The 13,093-nt window shown below is 65.6% G+C and carries 14 protein-coding genes and 1 tRNA gene; 11 read left to right on the top strand and 4 right to left on the bottom strand.

Annotated elements, in window-relative coordinates:
- Positions 1-9: 9 nt before the first annotated feature.
- The 5 genes from AC6JAC_RS15080 (at position 10) to AC6JAC_RS15060 (ending at position 4,418) form a co-directional block, all read left to right on the top strand.
- On the top strand, positions 10-633 hold the full coding sequence (locus AC6JAC_RS15080; protein WP_028272124.1) for a CDP-alcohol phosphatidyltransferase family protein: 624 nt from the start codon (positions 10-12) through the stop codon (positions 631-633).
- Positions 633-1,538 carry a DMT family transporter gene (locus AC6JAC_RS15075; RefSeq protein ID WP_028272125.1) on the top strand — a complete coding sequence of 302 codons (906 nt, stop codon included), beginning with the start codon at positions 633-635 and terminating at the stop codon, positions 1,536-1,538. Before AC6JAC_RS15080 ends, AC6JAC_RS15075 begins: the two co-directional genes overlap by 1 nt.
- A gap of 108 nt (positions 1,539-1,646) precedes the next feature.
- Entirely contained in the window at positions 1,647-2,843 is a 1,197-nt protein-coding gene (locus tag AC6JAC_RS15070; protein ID WP_028272126.1) for a glycosyltransferase, read from the top strand.
- 144 nt (positions 2,844-2,987) lie between these two features.
- Positions 2,988-3,061 (top strand) — tRNA-Ile (locus tag AC6JAC_RS15065).
- 166 nt (positions 3,062-3,227) lie between these two features.
- Positions 3,228-4,418 carry an acyl-CoA dehydrogenase family protein gene (locus AC6JAC_RS15060; RefSeq protein ID WP_028272127.1) on the top strand — a complete coding sequence of 397 codons (1,191 nt, stop codon included), beginning with the start codon at positions 3,228-3,230 and terminating at the stop codon, positions 4,416-4,418.
- 52 nt (positions 4,419-4,470) lie between these two features.
- Here AC6JAC_RS15060 and AC6JAC_RS15055 read toward each other — a convergent pair whose 3' ends face one another.
- Entirely contained in the window at positions 4,471-5,052 is a 582-nt protein-coding gene (locus AC6JAC_RS15055; protein ID WP_497965244.1) for a M23 family metallopeptidase, read from the bottom strand.
- Positions 5,053-5,498: 446 nt separating this feature from the next.
- Between AC6JAC_RS15055 and rpsB the strand changes: the two genes are divergently transcribed.
- The 6 genes from rpsB to AC6JAC_RS15025 all read left to right on the top strand — a co-directional run bounded on the left by rpsB (position 5,499) and on the right by AC6JAC_RS15025 (position 10,467).
- Positions 5,499-6,368, top strand: a complete 870-nt coding sequence (gene rpsB, locus AC6JAC_RS15050) for a 30S ribosomal protein S2 (protein ID WP_497965242.1) — start codon at positions 5,499-5,501, stop codon at positions 6,366-6,368.
- A gap of 128 nt (positions 6,369-6,496) precedes the next feature.
- On the top strand, positions 6,497-7,333 hold the full coding sequence (gene tsf / locus AC6JAC_RS15045) for a translation elongation factor Ts (RefSeq protein ID WP_028272130.1): 837 nt from the start codon (positions 6,497-6,499) through the stop codon (positions 7,331-7,333).
- Between the two features lie 148 nt (positions 7,334-7,481).
- Positions 7,482-8,219 (top strand): UMP kinase, encoded by a 738-nt coding sequence (pyrH, locus tag AC6JAC_RS15040; protein WP_028272131.1) that lies wholly within the window; start codon positions 7,482-7,484, stop codon positions 8,217-8,219.
- A 108-nt stretch (positions 8,220-8,327) separates the two neighbouring features.
- Positions 8,328-8,885 (top strand): ribosome recycling factor, encoded by a 558-nt coding sequence (frr, locus tag AC6JAC_RS15035; RefSeq protein ID WP_028272132.1) that lies wholly within the window; start codon positions 8,328-8,330, stop codon positions 8,883-8,885.
- Positions 8,885-9,805 carry a phosphatidate cytidylyltransferase gene (locus AC6JAC_RS15030; RefSeq protein ID WP_028272133.1) on the top strand — a complete coding sequence of 307 codons (921 nt, stop codon included), beginning with the start codon at positions 8,885-8,887 and terminating at the stop codon, positions 9,803-9,805. Before frr ends, AC6JAC_RS15030 begins: the two co-directional genes overlap by 1 nt.
- A gap of 77 nt (positions 9,806-9,882) precedes the next feature.
- Positions 9,883-10,467, top strand: coding sequence for a DivIVA domain-containing protein (locus AC6JAC_RS15025; RefSeq protein WP_497965239.1), 585 nt, complete (start codon positions 9,883-9,885; stop codon positions 10,465-10,467).
- A 27-nt stretch (positions 10,468-10,494) separates the two neighbouring features.
- On the opposite strand, the gene AC6JAC_RS15020 is transcribed toward AC6JAC_RS15025, so the two are convergent.
- Genes AC6JAC_RS15020 through AC6JAC_RS15010 form a run of 3 tightly spaced genes read right to left on the bottom strand, consistent with a single transcriptional unit; the run spans position 10,495 to position 13,065 of the window.
- Positions 10,495-11,991: a sodium/solute symporter gene (locus AC6JAC_RS15020; protein ID WP_497965237.1), complete on the bottom strand. Its 1,497-nt coding sequence runs from the start codon at positions 11,989-11,991 to the stop codon at positions 10,495-10,497.
- Positions 11,992-11,998: 7 nt separating this feature from the next.
- Positions 11,999-12,349: a DUF485 domain-containing protein gene (locus AC6JAC_RS15015; protein WP_028272136.1), complete on the bottom strand. Its 351-nt coding sequence runs from the start codon at positions 12,347-12,349 to the stop codon at positions 11,999-12,001.
- Positions 12,346-13,065 (bottom strand): LytR/AlgR family response regulator transcription factor, encoded by a 720-nt coding sequence (locus tag AC6JAC_RS15010; protein ID WP_028272137.1) that lies wholly within the window; start codon positions 13,063-13,065, stop codon positions 12,346-12,348. Before AC6JAC_RS15010 ends, AC6JAC_RS15015 begins: the two co-directional genes overlap by 4 nt.
- Positions 13,066-13,093: the final 28 nt, after the last annotated feature.

The raw sequence follows: 13,093 nt of genomic DNA, 5'->3' as shown, positions 1-13,093 counted from the left end.
AGGTGGGGGATGAAGTTCATTAATGCAGGTGCGCGTCCGGGCCAGCGGCACGTAGACAGTGACGCCGTCTTCACCATCCCCAACATCCTGACGGTGGTCCGCTTCATGGGTGTGCCCCTCTTCATCTGGCTGGTCCTGGGGCCAAAGGAGTACGCACTGGCCACGATCGTGCTGGTGGTCATGGGCAGCACCGACTGGGTGGACGGGTATATCGCCCGCCGCTTCAACCAGACCTCCAGGCTGGGCCGGATCATGGATCCGATTGCCGACCGGATGGCGCTCATTGCCGTGGCCGTCACCCTGGTGATCGCCGGCGTCGTGGAATGGTGGTACCTGACCGCACTGGTGGTCCCGGACGCCATCCTGATGGCCGTCTCGCTGTACTACTTCCACAGCCACCCGGACCTCCCGGTCAGCCGGATCGGAAAGATCCGCACTGCGCTGCTCCTGGTGGGCACCCCGTTGCTGGTGCTCGCCAAACTTCCCATCCCGCTGACTGACGTCTACTTCGTGGCGGCATGGATCTTCCTCGGCCTGGGACTGCTCGGCCACTGGGTGGCCGGCTACAACTATTTCCGCGCCATCATCCGTAAGGGCCGGCTCAGGATCTCGAACGACGGCGGACGCGGCTGATGGTCTGGCTCGCCGTCTTCCTGGCGGTGCTGGGCGCATTTTGCCTGGCCATCGGTGCGCAGCGCCAGGGCAGCGCCGTCAAGGCGGACACCGGCGGCCTTGCGCTCAGCTCGCACGGCCTCCTGCGGCTGATCCGCAATCCGCGGTGGGTTTTCGGGCTGTTGCTGCTGTGCGCCGGCATGGCGATGAACGCCGTCGCCCTCGTATCGGCGCCCCTGACGGTGGTGCAGCCGATCGGGGCCATCGCCCTGGTGATCACCACAATCGTCAATGCCAAGGACCAGGGACTAAGCATCAACCGCGCCACCGTGGTGGCCATCTCGGCGTGCGTCACCGGCTCGGCCGTCTTCGTCCTGCTGGCGGTGAACGTGACCCAGGAAAACCATCACGTAAGTTTCGACGACGAACTCACCATTGTGCTTCTGCTCACCCTTGCGGTGGGCCTCTTCGGCACGCTGGCCCTGGTGTTCAAACACCGGATGAGCGCCTTCATCTACATCCTCGGGGCCGGAGTGCTGTTCGGTTTCGTGGCAGTGCTGACCCGCATCATCGGCAAGCACCTGCTCGACCCGAACGGGCTGGCCCTGCTCAACGTGCAGTGGTATTCGGTGGTGGCGATCGCCGCGGCGGGCGGGCTGGGTTCATGGTTCGTCCAGTCGGCGTACTCCGGCGGGCCGCCGGATCTTGTTATCGCCGGGCTGACGGTCATCGACCCCATTGTCGGCATCGCCATCGGCATCGCCATCCTCGGTGAACTGCGGCCCGATGTCCACGCCGTGCTGGCGATTGCCATGGGGGCGGCCGCTTCCCTTGCTATCGTGGGGGTAATCGCCCTCTCGCGGCACCATCCGGAAGTGACCAAGCGCAAGAAGGACGCGCGCAAGGCCGCAGGGCGGGTGTCTTAGGGCGGGTGATACCCAGACTTCACCAGAAGTCCCGGCGCTACTGCGCCGAGGGACAGCCGGCCGCCACAGCCAGCGCTGACCGCACCGTGACCACCAGGAGCTCTCCACGTGACCATGCCCGACAGCCAGCAACCACTCACCATCCTGATTGCTGCGGACACCTACCCGCCCCACGTCAACGGAGCCGCTCAATTCGGATACCGCCTGGCCAAGGGCATGACGGCACGGGGACACGACGTCCATGTGCTCGCGTGCCGGCCGGACAAGGGCAAGAGCTTCACCGAGTTCCGCACGGAGGGCACCGTGCACCGGATCCGCTCGCACTCAGTTCCCACGCACGAGTATTTCCGAATCACGTTCCCCTGGGAGATCAAGAAGGAGATCAGCCTCCTGTTTGACCGCGTCAAGCCGGACGTCGTGCACATCCAGAGCCACTACATGATCGGCGAACACGTGCTCTACGAAGCCGAACGGCGCGGAGTGCGGATCGTGGCCACCAACCACTTCATGCCGGAGAACCTGAACCCCTTCCTGCCGTTTCCGCAGTGGTTCAAGGACATCGTCGGGCGTATCTCCTGGAAGGACATGGGCAAGGTCATGGGCCGGGCCGACGTCGTCACGACGCCGACGCCGCTTGCCGCCAAGGCCATGCACCAGCACGCCTTCCTGCGCAAGGTCCTGCCGCTCTCCAACGGCATCGATTCGGCCGCTTATGAACTCCGGGAGGGCGAGGTGATGGAGCGCCACCCGCACCCCACCGTGCTGTTCGCAGGCCGCCTTGCCGAGGAGAAGCACGTCAACGTCCTGATCGATGCCGTGGCGAAGACTCCTGCCGAGTTGAACGTCCACCTGGAGATCGTCGGCGGAGGCGAGGTCCGCGCTGCCCTGGAAGCCCAGGTGGCACGGCTCGGGCTGGAATCGCGGGTGAAGTTCCTGGGCCTGGCCAGCGACGACGAACTGCGCGAGGCCTACATCAAGGCAGACCTGTTCTGCATGCCGGGAACCGCCGAGCTCCAGTCCCTGGTCACCCTGGAAGCCATGTCGGCATCAACACCGGTGCTGCTGGCGGACGCCATGGCGCTGCCGCACCTGGTGCGCGACGGTGAGAACGGTTACCTCTTCACGCCCAACGACAGCGACGACCTCGCCGCGAAGATCACCCGGGTGCTGAAGCTCCCGGCCGAGGATCTTGCGGCGATGGGCAAGGCCAGCCGCTGCATGGTGGAGCCGCACAGCATCCAGGGGACCCTTCAGACGTTTGAAGACCTCTACCGCGGGGCCACCTACGACGACAAAGTGGTGTAGTCCCCGGATGGGTCATCCCGCTGCGCCGCCGGCCGCCGGAAGGCTGGTGCGCAAATCAGGCCGCTACTATTGCTAGAGTGTTTTTGCCCCGGAACTGCGGAGGCTCCCTGCGGAGCCGCGAGTCCGCCAGTCCGCGGGGCGCACGGGGCTATAGCTCAGCTGGTTAGAGCGCGGGACTCATAATCCTAAGGTCCTCGGTTCAAGTCCGAGTAGCCCTACCTCCACGGGAGCCGTGGCCGATGTGATGACATCGGCCGCGGCTCCCTTTTTGCTGTCCTGCGCTTGCCCGGCACCTCGCCCTGCGGTATGTTACTCGTGAGTAACTTAACCGCCGGTGCGACGTCCGCGCCCGTGGTCGCTGCTGATCACACGTGAAGGAACAACATGTCCAAAGCTGCAATCGACATCAACAACCTGCCGTACGCCGATGGCGACTTCTTCGCGTTTGAGCAGCTGCTCAGCGGCAAGGAGCAGGACCGGCTGGCCGAGGTCCGGGAGTTCCTGGCCCGCGAGGTCAAGCCGATCGCCGTTGACTGCTGGAACCGGGCCGAATTCCCGATGGACCTGATCCCCAAGCTTGCCGAGATCGACCTCGTCAGCCCCGTCCGGCGCCAGGGCTACTCCAACCTCTTCGCCGGGATCCTGCACGCAGAGGCAACCCGCGCGGACACTTCCATCGCCACCTTCCTGGGTGTGCACGACGGACTCTTCACCGGCTCCATCGAGGCCCTCGCTTCGCAGGAACAGCAGGAAGCCTGGCTGCCGGACATCTACTCGCTGAAGAAGATCGGCGCCTTCGGCCTCACCGAACCGCTGGGCGGTTCCGATGTTGCCGGCGGCACGCGCACCACGGCGCGCCGCGAGGGCGACAGCTGGATCCTCAACGGCGCCAAGCGCTGGATCGGCAACGCCACGTTCTCCGACTGGGTGGTCATCTACGCCCGCGACCTCGCGGACAACCAGGTCAAGGGCTTCCTCGTCGACACCACCACCGAGGGCTACAGCGCCACCAAGATTGAAAACAAGATCTCGCTGCGCACCGTCCAGAACGCCGACATCACGCTCGAAAACGTCGTGGTGCCGGACTTCTTCAAGCTTGCCAACGCCAACAGCTTCCGGGACACCAACAAGGTCCTGAAGGTGACCCGTCTCGCCGTGGCCTGGCAGGCGGTGGGCCAGCAGCTCGCCGCCTTCGACGTCGCCCGCCGTTACGCCGTGGAACGAAGCCAGTTCGGCCGTCCGATCGCATCCTTCCAGCTCGTCCAGAACCAGCTCGTGCAGATTCTTGGCAACGCTGTCAGCTCCATGGGCATGATGGTCCGCCTCTCCCAGCTTGAAGACGCCGGCGAGGCGAGGGATGAGCAGTCGGCCCTGGCCAAGGCCTTCACCACGGCACGGATGCGCGAAAGCGTGGCCATCGGCCGCAGCCTCCTCGGCGGCAACGGCATCGTCACGGACTTCGAGATGGCAAAGATCTTCTCCGACGCCGAAGCGATCTACTCCTACGAGGGCACGCATGAGATCAACACGCTGGTGACGGGTCGTGCAATCACGGGGATCTCAGCAATCGTGTAGCCGGTCCGGCCGGCCGTTCGCCGGCCGCCCGCCGCTGGTCCGCCGCGGCCCTTCATCCTGAGCCCCCTCCACCAACGGGAAGCAGGATGGAGGGCCGCAGGTCTGTCACCAGGGAGAGCGGGTTGAGGTACTCCTCGCCCCGCCGCACTCCCCAGTGAATGCACGGCAGTGACGCGCAGTGTCCCAGCACCACCGTCCCGACGACGTCGCCCTTCGACACCACGGCCCCGGCCGCCAGGCTGCTTTCGACGGGCTCGAAACTGCTGCGCAGGCCGTAACCGTGATCGATGGTGATCACGGGCCGGTCCACCACGACGCCCACGAAGCTGACGGTTCCTGACTCCGGAGCGGTGACCGGGCCGCCGTCGGCCGCTGCCTGCAGGTCCACCCCGCGGTGCCCGCTCAACCACGGCTTGTCCGGGGGATCGAACGCGCGGAGTACGGCCGGCCTGGGTGCCAAAGGCCAGTCCCAGGTGTCGGGGGCGGTGGTGCCGGGGGCTGCGGCAGCGGCAGCGGCAGGCGTGACCCCTGCGCCAACTGTGCCCGCTGCGCCAACTGTGCCCGCTGCGCCGGCGGAGGGTGTGATGGCAGAGACGGAGAGCAGGGCGGCGGCCGTGATGGCTCGGAATTTCATGCCTCCAGCCTGTTGTCCCGATGCTGCGGCAGGAAGGGGTTTCCACCGCTATGTGGACAAGGCCGCGGTCCCGGAATTGGTCAGATTCGGGGGAGCTGCTGTAGTACACTTGACGGAGCAGTTTGCTGTGCCCTCAACTATGCCCGGCTAGCGGTTCAAGCCACTTTTGGTCGCTTGGTCCTCAACGCCGTTTAGTCAGCACGTCTCATTCAGAGGTGTGGGGGAGCAGTGGCTGACTACGCGTATCCAGCCCTCCACAGACGAAGCCTGAAACTTCTGCTGCGGGGGACTGTGCCTCCTGCGGTCCGTGCCTAGGCCCGGATGGGAAGCGCAGTGGATGCCAGGAGCAATGCCCATCCCGGGCGAAGCTAATCAACCGTCAACTATTGGCAGGGTAAGAGAGCCAGGGGCTCTCTCATGAATGACCTGCCGGAAGGAGCGTCGGCATGCCCGTCGTAACTATGCGCCAGCTGCTTGACAGCGGCGTCCACTTTGGACACCAGACCCGTCGTTGGAACCCGAAGATGAAGCGATTCATCTTCACGGAGCGCAACGGCATCTACATCATTGACCTGCAGCAGTCACTGTCCTACATCGACCGTGCCTACGAGTTCGTGAAGGCCACCGTTGCACACGGCGGCACCGTTCTCTTCGTCGGCACCAAGAAGCAGGCTCAGGAATCCATCGCCGAGCAGGCCACCCGCGTCGGCCAGCCGTACGTCAACCAGCGTTGGCTCGGCGGTATGCTGACCAACTTCCAGACGGTCTCCAAGCGCATCCAGCGCATGAAGGAACTCGAAGAGATCGACTTCGACGACGTCGCCGGTTCCGCTTACACCAAGAAGGAGCTGCTGCTCCTTCGCCGTGAACTCACCAAGCTGGAAACCAACCTTGGCGGTATCCGCAACCTGACCAAGGCACCGTCCGTGCTCTGGATCGTGGACACCAAGAAGGAACACCTCGCCGTTGACGAGGCCAAGAAGCTGAACATCCCGGTTGTTGCCATCCTGGACACCAACTGCGATCCGGACGAAGTCGACTTCCCGATCCCGGGCAACGACGACGCCATCCGCTCCGTCAACCTGCTGACCCGCGTTGTTGCCGACGCCGTTGCTGAGGGCCTGATCGCCCGCAACCAGCGCGCAACCGGCACCACGGAAGCACCGGAAGAGCCGCTGGCCGAGTGGGAGCGCGAGCTCCTCGAAGGCAACAAGGCTGAAGAGGCTGCCGCTCCGGCCGCCGCAGAAGCTGCTGCTCCGGCTGCCGAGGAAGCCCCGGCCGCTGCCGAGGCTCCCGCCGCAGACGCGGACAAGTAAGACAAATAAATCCGGACTCCCGGTGCTGCCAGCAGCGCCGGAACTGCTGACAGGATGGCCGCTCACTCGGTGAGCTGCCGTCCTGTCAGTCCGTACACCACATAAAATTTCTAGACAGAGGGGTTCACATGGCGAACTACACTGCCGCTGATATCAAGGCTCTGCGTGAGCGCACTGGCGCCGGCATGATGGATGTCAAGAAGGCTCTTGACGAAGCCAACGGTGACGCCGAAAAGGCCATCGAGATCATCCGCATCAAGGGCCTGAAGGGCGCTACCAAGCGTGAAGGCCGCTCCACCGCCGAAGGCCTGGTTGCTGCCAAGGTCGCCGGGGGCGTCGGCGTGATGATCGAAGTCAACTGCGAGACCGACTTCGTTGCCAAGGCTGACAAGTTCATCCAGCTCGCCGACAAGGTCCTGGCCGTTGCAGTCGAGTCCGGCGCTGCCGACCTCGAGACCCTGCTGGCCACCGACGTTGACGGCAAGCCGCTGTCCGAGGTTGTCGTCGAAGAAGGCGCCATCCTGGGCGAAAAGGTTGTTGTCCGCCGCATCTCCCGTATCGAGGGTGCAACGGTCGACGCTTACCTGCACAAGACCTCCAAGGACCTCCCGGCCCAGGTCGGCGTCCTGTTCGCTGTCGACGGTGAAGGCGAAGCCGCCGCCACCGCAGCGCACGACGTCGCCGTCCACATCGCCGCGATGTCCCCGAACTACCTCTCCCGCGAGGATGTTCCGGCCGAGCTCGTCGAATCCGAGCGTCGCATCGCCGAGGAAACGGCCAAGGCTGAAGGCAAGCCCGAGGCTGCAATGACCAAGATTGTGGAAGGCCGTGTTACGGGCTTCTACAAGGGCGAGGTCCTCCTCGACCAGGCATTCGCCAAGGATGCCAAGAAGTCTGTCGCGCAGGTCCTCGAAGAGGCCGGCGTCAAGGGCACCGCGTTCACGCGTTTCCGCGTCGGTTCCTAGTTAGGCACGCAAAGGGGTGGTCACTTCGGTGGCCGCCCCTTTTGCATGCAACCGCTGCCTTAAGGGCTGCACCTATGGCCGGGGGGAATGACACCTTTGGCCATCCGGCACGATAACCTAGCTCAGAGCTCATTTACGGGAAGGCACCATGGAAACCGTCAACAATTCTGTCCAGTCAGAGAAGAGCCGGCGTCGCGTCCTCCTGAAACTCTCCGGCGAGGTCTTCGGCGGCGGAAAGCTGGGCGTGGACCCGGACACCGTCCGCGGAGTCGCCAAGCAGATCGCCGCAGCAGTACCCGACGTCGAGGTTGCAATCGTTGTGGGCGGCGGTAACTTCTTCCGCGGCGCCGAACTGTCCCAGAGCGGCATGGACCGGTCCCGCGCCGACTACATGGGCATGCTGGGTACCGTGATGAACTGCCTCGCCCTGCAGGACTTCCTGGAACAGGCCGGCGTCGAGACCCGCGTGCAGAGCGCCATCACCATGGGCCAGGTGGCCGAGGCCTATATCCCGCGCCGCGCCATCCGCCACATGGAAAAGGGCCGCGTCGTGATTTTCGGCGCCGGTGCCGGGCTGCCGTACTTCTCCACCGACACCGTGGCTGCCCAGCGTGCGCTGGAAGTCCACGCCGACGTCGTCCTGATGGCAAAGAGCGGAGTGGACGGCGTCTACACCGCCGACCCCAAGAAGGATCCGGGCGCTGAAAAGCTGGACCGGCTGAGCTACGACGACGCCCTGCGCCGCGACATCCGCGTGATGGACCAGACCGCCATGACCATGTGCAAGGACAACAACCTCACCATGGTGGTGTTCGGCATGGAAGGCGAAGGCAACGTGACCCGGGCGATCCGCGGAGAGCAGCTGGGCACCGTAGTCACCCCCTAGCAACAGCTAGGATGATTTGAGGAAGGCCGGCCCGCAGGGCGGGCCGCAAAGACGGAACGAACCGTGCATTCCGGCCAGCCGGAATGCACCAATTTCTGAGGAGAGACCGTGATCGAAGAGACCTTGCTCGAAGCCGGGGACAAGATGGACAAGGCAGTCGAGGTAGCCAAGGAAGACTTCGCCTCGATCCGGACCGGCCGCGCCACGCCAGGACTCTACAACCGGGTGCTGGTGGACTACTACGGTTCACCCACCCCGCTGCAGCAGCTGGCATCGTTCGCCGTTCCCGACGCGCGGACCATCCTGATCACCCCGTTCGACAAGACGGCCCTCCGCGACATCGAGCGGGCCCTCAGCGACTCCGAGGTGGGCGCCAACCCGTCCAACGACGGCAACGTCATCCGGATCACCATTCCGGAGCTGACCAAGGAACGCCGCAAGGAATACGTCAAAATCGTCAAGGCAAAGGGCGAGGACGCCAAGGTGTCCATCCGGAACATCCGCCGCAAGGCCAAGGAAACCCTGGACAAGCTGGTCAAGGACGGCGAAGCAGGCGAGGACGAGGGTGCGCGCGGCGAGAAGGAACTCGACGCCATGACCAAATCGCACGTTGACGGCATCGACGACCTGCTCAAGCGCAAGGAAGCCGAGCTGCTCGAGGTCTGATGGATCAGGCACAGCAGGCGCCCGGACCCAGGGTCCGGGCCCGGGGGAAGCAGCGCTCCAACCCAACGCCCAAGGCCGGCAGGAATCTTCCGGCCGCCACCGTGGTGGGTCTCGCAATGCTTTTCGCCGTCTTGGGGGGTCTCCTGTTCCTGCCGCTCGGATTTGTGCTGGTCACCACCACCTTCGCGGTGTTCGGTGTCTGGGAGATCTTCCGTGCCCTTGAAGTAAGCGGTACCCGCCTGCCCATCGTTCCCGTGATGGTGGGCACGGTGGGAATGCCGCTGGCCGCCTACTTCGGCGGACTGGAGAGCCTGCTGTTTGCGCTGTTGGCCAGCAGCGTGGCGGTCCTGCTGTGGCGGACCATTGAGAGCGCCGCCGGATCGGCCCGCAGCATCTTTGCCGGCGTCTTTACGCTGGCCTGGGTGCCGTTCTTCATCAGCTTTGCGATCCTGCCGCTGCACGGGGTGGGCAGCGTGACGCCGGTGGGCCTGTGGCCGGGCGGCGTGATTCCGGCCGGCGCATGGCAGATCGCCACCATGCTCCTGCTGGTCGTTTCCAACGACACCTTCGGCTACCTTGTCGGCGCGTCCTTCGGGAAGCACCCCATGGCGCCCAAGATCAGCCCCAAGAAATCGTGGGAAGGGTTCGCCGGATCCATCGCCGGCGCCATTGCCGTGGGTGTCCTGGCCTGCATTTTCCTGCTGGACAAGCCCTGGTGGGTCGGCGTGGTGCTGGCCGTGGGCATGGTGGCCGCGGCCACCATCGGCGACCTCTCCGAATCCATGGTCAAACGGGAACTCGGCATCAAGGACATGAGCAGCATCCTGCCCGGCCACGGCGGCGTGATGGACCGCCTGGACTCAATCGTCTTCGCCTCGCCGGCAGCGTTTATCCTGTTCACAGCTGTTTCGGGAGCCTGAGGCATCCTGCCCGGCAACAGATCCGCACCTTAGACTGGTGCGGAGCAAAACAGCTGAACAGCACTGAAGGAAGCAAAGTGACAGTGGACATTCAACGGCAGATACCTGCGTCATTTGACCGCGTGCAGCGGAATGAATACGGCTACAACGCCAAGCAGGTGGATGAGTTCCTCCAGCGGGCGCGGGTTTCGTTCGAGAATCCGGGAGCGGCCGGCCAGGCCATCAAGAGCGCCGACGTCCGGGCTGTCTGCTTCGATCCTGTCAAGGGCGGCTACGCCGCGGCCGGTGTGGACGCGGCCCTGGACCGCCTGGAGGACGCCTTCGCACGGCGGGAGCGGGACGAGCTCATCGGCGCCCGCGGCGAGGAGGCCTGGCTCCGCGAAATCGGCAAGCTGTCCGGGCTGCTGCGGGGCAGGCTGCACCGTCGCGACGGTGAGCGCTTCCGCCGGCCCGCAGGCAGCCGGGGCCGGAGCTACAACACCGTGGACGTGGACAACCTGTGCCATGACCTCATCGGCTACCTTGAGGAGGACCAGCCGCTCAGCGTCGACAATGTCCGCCGCGCGGTCTTCCGTCAGGCCAAGGGCAAGGACGGTTACGAAGAAACCCAGGTGGACGCGTTCCTGGACCGCGTGGTCGAACTCATGGCAGCCATCGACTGACAGCTTCTTCGGCGGCCCGCAACGTCCTTAGCGGTCGGAGTGTCCCTGCCGTTCGGTGGCCAGCGGTCGTTCCGGCGTGTGGAGCCTGGTCATCACCTTCGTGAGCGTCCTCGGCACGCGGCCCTTCGTGGCACGGGAGACCAGGACCATCACGGCGAACGCCGCAGGGACTGTCCAGGCCGCCGGCTGTGCAAGCCACTGCGGCATCGCGGCGCCGGACGCCGCCGGACCGGACAGGGCGCCCGCAACCAGGGCGCCGCCGCACAGCACGCCGCCGGTCACCATCCCGGCGATCGCTCCTGCGTCCGTGAGGCCGCGCCACCAGATCCCCAGCAACAGGGCTGGGCAGATTGTTGAGGCCGTGAACGCGAACACGAGGCCCACGCTGCCGGCCAGGGCCAGGGAATCGGTCATAAAGGCAAAGCCCAGGGGAACGGTCGCCGAAATCAGCGCGGCCAGGCGGAAGCCGCGGACGCTCCCGCCGAGGACATCCTGGCTGATGACGCCTGCGAGCGAGACCACGAGCCCCGAGGTGGTGGACAGGAACGCCGCGAACGCTCCCGCCACCACGAGTGCTGAGAGCATGTCCCCGGCCGCGCCGCCGATCAGGCGGCCGGGCAGGAGCAGGACCAGCGCATCGGAGCGTTCGCCCTGGGCCAGTCCCGGGGCGAACATCCGCCCGAGCAGACCGTACGCGGTGGGAAAGAGATAGAACACGGAGAGCAGCCCCAGCACGATCAACGTGGTGCGGCGGGCCGACTGCCCGTCCGGGTTGGTGTAGAACCGCACCAGGACGTGCGGCAGACCAAGCGTGCCAAAGAGCAGCGCCACCAGCAGCGAGATGTTCTGGTAGGGCCCGTTGGGGGCCAGCCCGGTGGGGTTCGTGTTGGCTTCGGCCAGGGCCGGTGTCCCGTTGCCCGCCAGCACGAGGGCGATGAACACAATGGGCACGGCCAGGGCTGTGAGCTTCAGCCAGTACTGGAAAGCCTGCACAAAAGTGATGGAACGCATCCCGCCCGCCACCACCGTCAGGCACACCACAATGACGACCGCCACGGACCCCACCCAGGACGGCAGTCCGGTGGTGATGCGGATCGTCAGGGCGGCGCCGTGGAGCTGAGGCACAATGTAAAGCCAGCCCACCACCACAACCACCAGGCTGGTCACGCGGCGGACCGCCCGGGAATCCAGCCGCACCTCGGTAAAGTCCGGGAGCGTATAGGCGCCTGATCGCCGCAGCGGAGCGGCAACGAAGAGCAGCAGCATCAGGTATCCCGCGGTGTAACCGATGGGAAACCAAAGCGCATCGGTACCGGACAGCAGGACCAGTCCCGCCACGCCCAGGAAGCTCGCGGCAGAGAGGTACTCGCCGCCGATCGCGGACGCATTCCACCAGGGCCGGACCGTCCGGGACGCCACGTAGAAGTCGCCGGTGGTGCGTGAAATCCGCAATCCGTAAAACCCGATGACGGCGGTGGCCACGGAAACACCAACCAGCGCCGCGATGCCCACCACCGGGTTCACCGCCGCCTCACCTGTCCTCCGCCAGGTCCCGGTACCGGGCCTCGTTGCGGCTGGCCGACCGGATGTAGAGCCACGCGCTGAGGCCGATCACGGGGTAGATCCCGGCACCCAGGAGCAACCAGCCGAAGGGGATGCCCGCGATGGTGGCCTCCGCGAGGCCCGGCACCAGCCCCAGCATGAGGGGAAAAGCCAGCAGGATCAGCAGGAAGCCGGCGGCCACCACCAGGGACAGGCGCAGCTGGGAACGGATCAGGGACCGGACGAACACCTGGCCCACGTCGGATTCCTCGGCGGCCACGCGGGAGTCCATCACCGGTTTGGCCTCGGAGCGCGGCGCCGTCACCTTGACGCGGGTCATGCCTGCGGCCGGATCCGGGTGGCTTCAAGTTTCTCCCGGACCGACGGCAGGTGGCGGCGGCTGATCGGCAGTTCGGCACCTGCCACGGTGACCGTGGGCCGGGCGGCGGCAAGCTTCATGTGGCTGACGTGATTGAGCGCAATGAGGTAGGACCGGTGCGTGCGGAGGAAGCCGGCCTCCGCCCACTGCTGTTCCAGGTCGGCCAGCGGGACCCGGATCAGGTAGCTGGCGTCCGCCGTGTGCAGCCGGGCGTAATCGCCCTGGGCCTGGACGTACGTGACGTCGTCGCGCCGGATCATCCGGGTGGTGCCGCCGAGGTCCACCGTGATCATTTCCGGCGTTGCGGCGCCGTCCTTCATGAGTTCACTGATGCGGCCCACCGACCTGGCCAGGCGCTCGGCGCGCACGGGCTTCAACAGGTAGTCGACGGCGGCGAGTTCGAACGCTTCCAGCGCGCAGTCCTCGTCCGCGGTCACGAAGACCACCGCCGGGGGCTTGCTGCTCCGGGAGATGGCCCGGGCAATGTCCAGGCCGGACAGGGCGGGCATGTGGATGTCCAGGAACACCGCGTCCACCGTCTCGGCATCGAGCACACGGAGGGCCTCTGCGCCGGAAGACGCCCGGTGGATGGCGCCGATCCGGTCGTCCCGGCCAAGCAGGAACGCCAGTTCCTCGACGGCGGGCAGCTCGTCGTCAGCGACGAGGACGTTAATCATGGTTCTAGATTATCCCTGTGTGCCGGAT

It is taken from the genome of Arthrobacter sp. KUASC02, assembly GCF_059739395.1.
Note: the sequence above shows the minus strand (reverse complement) of the source record. Positions and strands in the feature narration are given on the sequence as shown.